The organism is Polaromonas sp. P1_E1_2 (assembly GCF_056406035.1).
In genome coordinates this window covers 1-3,097 of sequence record NZ_JBFUAZ010000514.1, presented here as the reverse complement: position 1 = coordinate 3,097, position 3,097 = coordinate 1, and the positions used below count along the sequence as shown (strand labels likewise).

The window sequence follows — 3,097 nt, the reverse complement described above, 5'->3', positions numbered from 1 at the left end:
CCTTGTCGGTGCTCAGGACGACGACGCGCTTGACGTTGTGGGCGATCGCTGCGTTCATGACATTCTCTGCGCCCAGTACATTGGTACGCACCGCCTCCATCGGATAGAACTCGCAGGACGGGACCTGCTTGAGTGCTGCCGCGTGAAACACGTAGTCGACACCCTTCATCGCCTGGTGAATGCTGTCGTAGTCGCGGATGTCGCCGATGTAAAATTTGAGCTTGTCATTGTTCAGCGCGATCCGCATCTCTTCCTGCTTTTTTTCGTCGCGGCTGAAGATGCGGATCTCGCGCACTTCCGTTGAGAGAAAGCGTTTGAGGACGGCGTTGCCGAAGGAGCCGGTGCCGCCGGTGATCATCAGTATTTTGTTGTCAAACATGGCTGATTCTTACAGTTTGGAGGAATGCATGATGTCGATAAGCTCGGGCCAGGCCGGTGCGGTGTAGCCTGTCGCTTCGCGGAAACGGCTGGAATCGAGCGATCGGTCCATCGTAAACGTATTGTCCATCTGAATATCAATGGTCTTGCCGTAGGCTGCGGCGATCAGCTTGAGCAGGTCGTATTTGCCGATCGGGGAGGCGCCAACGTGGTACAGGCCGGACAGCTCAGGCCGTGGAATCACGATGTCGCGGACGATTTCGGCGAACACGACATTCGGCAGACCCGAAAAGATGGCCTTGTTGAAGCCTTTGCAGGAACCCTGTTGTGCAAGAAACCATTCCAGCAACCCGTAAGCGCTTTGCAATTCGTGGCCTATTGTCGAGGTGCGCAAAGTGATCGCGCCCTGGCCCAGCACCTCACCGAGGAGCTTGGACTTGCCATAGACATCTTTTGCATCGGCAGCGTCAGCTTCGATGTAGTGYCCCTTGGMGCCCGAGAAGACGCAGTCGGTGCTGATATGGATCAAACGTGCCGACGCCGCCAGGCACAGCCCGGCGAGCTGGTGTGGCAGCAACGCATTGATGGGAATCGCGAGCAACGGATCATCAGCTTCGGTATGGTGCTTGGTCAGGCCGATACAGTTGACGACCACGTCAGGTCGGGCGTGGGCAAATGCGCGGATGACGCTGTCGCGGTCGTTGATATCGACAAAGGTCAGCATGCGCTCGGCGATGGCGGGCTCAAAAAAGCGCAGCGCCGCGGCATTTCGCATGCTGCCGAAGACCTGCCAATCCTTTTTCTGGCTCAAGACGCGGATCATGGCGCTGCCGATCATGCCGCTGGCGCCCAATACAAGAACTCTCATCGAAAAACCTCAAGAAGATTCCGCCAGTGCGCGGAAGTGGTCCATGAGCTGATGTGTCAGCATGTCATGGTCGAAATGCTCTTTGAAATACCGTTGGCCGTTGGCGCCAAGAGTGGCGCGTTCTGGTGCGCCCATCCCAGCCAGCCGGATCACCGCGGCGGCCAGGGCCGGCGCATTCTCGGCCGGAACCGAAAGGCCAGCCCCAGCTTCCTCGACGACGCGGGCACCTTCCCCGTTCAAACAGGCAATTATCGGTCGTCCGGCGGCCATATAGGCCTGGATCTTGTTGGGAATGGTCGCCGCGAAAATCGGCTGGTCGGTCAAGGTTACAAGTAACGCTGAGGCCTTTTGCATGAGGCCGGGCATCAATTCGACCGGGAAACGGCCGGGCAGGTGCAGGTTGGTGAGCCCGCGTGCCGCAGCTTCTTCGGCCATCCAGGCCTGGCGGCTGCCCTGGCCGACGACCACAAACTGGACATCCGGACGCTCGCGGAGCAGGGTAGCGGCCTCGACAATGGCCTCGACGGCCTGGCCGGCGCCGATATTGCCGGCGAATACGACGCAAAACGCGCCGCTGTCCATAACCGGTATCGGAGGCGCAGGTGCGTCGCCTGGCGCGGCAAATAGCGGGTCAACCGAATTCGGGTAGTAGGCGATGGGTGTGTCGCCGGCCAATTCGCGAACCTTGGGCACAAATGCCTGCGATTGCACCAGAAGCAGGTCGGTGCGTGCGTAGATACTTTTGACCACGGACCCCACCAACGCCAGTGCACGCGGATTACGCACATAACCCGTGGCCTCCAGGCTTTCCGGCCAGAGATCCTGGACCCAGACGGCAACCTTGCGGTTTTTCAGCCAACCGAGGAACAACGCCGGGATCGCCTGGAGGATCGGCGAAGTACCGTAGGCAAAAATGACGTCGTAGCGTTTGCCCCGCAGCTGCCACGCACCGAAAAGTGTGCCTGAGGCGACAAACGACAGATAGTTGAAGACCAGGTTCAACGCGCCTTTTTTTCGGCGCGGCGCAAGGGGTACCCGGTATATCGAGATGCCGGCCCATGATTCACGCTGGCAGCCCCAAGCCCGGTAGCCGGGAAAAACCGAGCCTTCAGGATAGTTGGGCTTGCCGGTCAATACGTCGACCTCGAAGCCTTTTTCAACGAGCGTTTTCGCGACATCGTTGATGCGAAAGCTTTCTGGCCAGAAATACTGGCTGACGATCAGGATACGCAATTGGGTCACTCTTCGGGGAAAACATGGGCGAGGAATTCGCCGGCGTTCATGAGGGGAAGCGGCTGCTCGCTTTGGCCGAGAAAGCGCTTCACTGCCCTGGCAATGGAGACCGGTGAATGGGGGTCGAATACCTGCTCGGGGTCGACCACGTCGCGTACGTAGTCGAGTTCTGACGCCAGGATTGCCAGGCCTGCTTGGCGCGCTTCGATCAGTGGCAGGCCAAACGACTCGAACAGTGACGGATAAACCAGCACCTTCGCCTGGGCGTAGAGGTGCAGGATTTCGTCATGAGGCCTCGCGCCGAGGTTTTCAACATCCAGGTTGGAACGGGCCTTCTTTTCATCGATCCATGCGCAGAGTTCCGGGTGGGCCTTGGCGTCGACAGTCAGCCGTAGCGAAGGACGCGCACCGTCGCGTGCCAATAGGGTCCAGGCTTCGATGAGCCGTTTGTGATTTTTGTGAGGCTCACCTGAAGCTACATAGATGAAGCCGCATGCGCTATCGCATGCCTTCGAGGTGCTGTTTCTCTCATAGCCGGCGCTGGTGCTCACAAAGGGCAGTACAGAAACCGGTATGTCCTTTGTCAGACCCGAGGCATTGAGCAGGTCGCGCATCGAC

4 protein-coding genes are annotated in these 3,097 nt (G+C 59.0%); all 4 read right to left on the bottom strand.

The window, feature by feature from the left end; translation table 11 throughout:
• The coding region (locus tag AC1D1P_RS19100) for a polysaccharide biosynthesis protein (protein WP_477674058.1) at positions 1-379 on the bottom strand (379 nt) is incomplete at its 3' end.
• Positions 380-388: 9 nt separating this feature from the next.
• Entirely contained in the window at positions 389-1,246 is an 858-nt protein-coding gene (locus tag AC1D1P_RS19095; protein ID WP_477674057.1) for a dTDP-4-dehydrorhamnose reductase family protein, read from the bottom strand.
• A 9-nt stretch (positions 1,247-1,255) separates the two neighbouring features.
• On the bottom strand, positions 1,256-2,479 hold the full coding sequence (locus AC1D1P_RS19090) for a glycosyltransferase family 4 protein (RefSeq protein ID WP_477674056.1): 1,224 nt from the start codon (positions 2,477-2,479) through the stop codon (positions 1,256-1,258).
• A 5-nt stretch (positions 2,480-2,484) separates the two neighbouring features.
• Positions 2,485-3,097: glycosyltransferase (locus AC1D1P_RS19085; protein WP_477674055.1), on the bottom strand; the 613-nt coding region annotated here is incomplete at its 5' end.